General features: G+C 69.7%; 2 protein-coding genes. Both read right to left on the bottom strand.

Features of this window, described 5'->3' with window-relative positions; all coding sequences use genetic code 11:
* Nucleotides 1-112: 112 nt before the first annotated feature.
* Nucleotides 113-955, bottom strand: a complete 843-nt coding sequence (istB, locus tag ACFW6B_RS41060; protein WP_386605046.1) for an IS21-like element helper ATPase IstB — start codon at nt 953-955, stop codon at nt 113-115.
* Nucleotides 955-2,177: IS21 family transposase (istA, locus tag ACFW6B_RS41055; protein ID WP_386605044.1), on the bottom strand; the 1,223-nt coding region annotated here is incomplete at its 5' end. The genes istB and istA, both read right to left, overlap by 1 nt.

The following is a 2,177-nucleotide window of genomic DNA, read 5'->3' as shown; positions in this document are numbered from 1 at the left end:
CCACACCGGCGAGCGGTCCGCTGGACACGACCAGGCCCGTGTCGGCAACGGCTGAATTTGGGACCAGTTTGAACGGTTCAATCGTGAGCCACTGTGCGGCCTCGGTTGTTCGTCAGCTGGTGGCGGTGGGGACGCGGCCGAGGTCGCGGCCCTTCATGCGGTAGGACTCGCCTTTGAGGGAGTGGACCTCGGCGTGGTGGACGAGTCGGTCGATCATGGCGGCGGCGACGGTCTCGTCGCCGAAGGTCTCTCCCCAGCGGCCGAAGGGCTTGTTCGAGGTGACGATCACGCTGGCCCTTTCGTATCTGTTCGAGACGAGCTGGAAGAACAGGTTCGCGGCTTCGGCCTCGAACGGGATGTAGCCGACCTCGTCGATCACGATCAGCGGGTAGCGGCCGAGCTTGACCAGTTCGTCCTGGAGCCGGCCGCTGTGGTGCGCGGCGGCGAGGCGGTCGACCCACTGGGCGGCGGTGGCGAACGCGACCCGGTGGCCGGCCTGACAGGCCCTCACGGCGAGTCCGGTTGCCAGGTGTGTCTTGCCGGTGCCGGGCGGTCCCAGGAAGACGGCGTTCTCTTTCGCGGCTATGAAGTCCAATGTTCCCAGGTGCGCGAGTTGTTGGCGCGTCAGACCACGCAGGTGGGTGAGATCGAGTTCCTCGATGGTCTTGATGGCGGGGAAGCGGGCGGCGCGGATGCGGCCCTCGTCGCCGTGGGAGTCCCGCGCGGAAACCTCACGCTGCAGGCAGGCGACCAGGTATTCGGTGTGGGTCCACGATTCGGTGCGTGCGCGTTCGGCCAGGCGTTCGGCGGCGTCCAGCAGCGCCGGGGCTTTCATGGCACGGGCGAGGAAGGCCAGGTCGGCGGCGGTCTGCCGACCCGTGCGGGCGCCGGGGCCGTCGGCCTTGTCCGCGTCGGCCGTGGAAGGCGTTCTCGCGGGAGTGGTGGGGCGTGCCATCAGGTGTCCTCCTTCCCGCCGCCGCCCTCGATGAGGGTGAACATGCGGTCGTAGGTGCCCAGCTCGCGTTGTTCGACCTCGATGCCGAGGCTGTCGGGAGCCAGGGCCGCGGCTTTGGCGGAGGCCGCTCGGGCTGCCTGCTGGTGGATCACCTCACCGCGCAGGGTTCGGGCCGCCGCGGCGTGCTCGGGGTCGGTCAGGCTCTGATGCCTGGCCCAGCAGCGGGCATGGCGGCCCACCAGGTCGTCGCCGCAGGTCACGGTGATCTCCTCGGTGTCGGCGCGGACCGTGACGATGTGGCCGATCGCGCGAGGGTGGACGGAGTAGTCATTGGTGTCGAACCGGATGTAGTGGTCACGGCCCAGACGGGTGCGAAGCGGCCACCAGTGGGGCGGCCCGACGGGCGGGAGGGCGAGCATCGACGCCCGGTCGCTCTCCCAGCGGTCGACGGGCCGGGCGTCGATGACACGGTGATGCCGCCGGTTGGCGACCTGCAGCCAGGCGGTCAGCTGGGCGTTGAAGTCGTCCGGGCCGGTGAACAGACGGCCGGGCAGAAAGCTGGTCTCAAGGTAGCCGTTCGCGCGTTCGACCAGGCCCTTCGCTTCCGGGTCCCGGGGCCGGCAGAGGTGCACGCGGATGGCGAGCAGGCCCGCGAACGCGGCGAACTCGCTGGTCAGGCGTCCCTTGCCGACTCCGGCTTCGTTGTCCCAGACGAGCATCTTCGGCACCGCTTGCCAGGCGGTCAGCAGCCGCCAGTGGGCGTCGATCAGATCGCCCGTCTGCCGCGAGGGCAGCATCCGAGCCGTGATCACCCGCGAGTAACCGGACACGATGACCAGCACCGGAGGACGCCCGCTCTGGCCGTAACCGAGAGGGATGTCCACGGGCGGGAACCACAGGTCACACTGCGCGAGCTCACCCGGCTCATAGACCGTCCGCGAGACGGGGTCCACCGGCAGATAAGCCGGCCGCAGCTCACGCACCCGCTCCCGCAGGATCGTCAGCCCCCGTTCCCAGCCGATCCGCTCCGCGATCACCGTGACGGGCATCGTCGGGGTCCGTTTCAGCAGCTCCCGTACGGCCGGCTCCACTGCGTCCACCGCAGAACCCTTCGGCGCCCGCCGATACCGCGGCGGGCGGTCCGAGGCCAGAGCCCTCAACACAGTGTTTCTGGAAATCCCCAGCTCACGGGCCACCGCCCGAGCCGACAGCCCCTCAACCC

It is taken from the genome of Streptomyces sp. NPDC058751 (assembly GCF_042746485.1).
Taxonomy (GTDB): Bacteria; Actinomycetota; Actinomycetes; order Streptomycetales; family Streptomycetaceae; genus Streptomyces.
Note: the sequence above shows the minus strand (reverse complement) of the source record. Positions and strands in the feature narration are given on the sequence as shown.

Coding starts and splice junctions, on each gene's coding strand:
- istB (WP_386605046.1), bottom strand. CDS start 955: ATGGCACGCCCCACCACTCCCGCGAGAACGCCTTCCACGGCCGACGCG.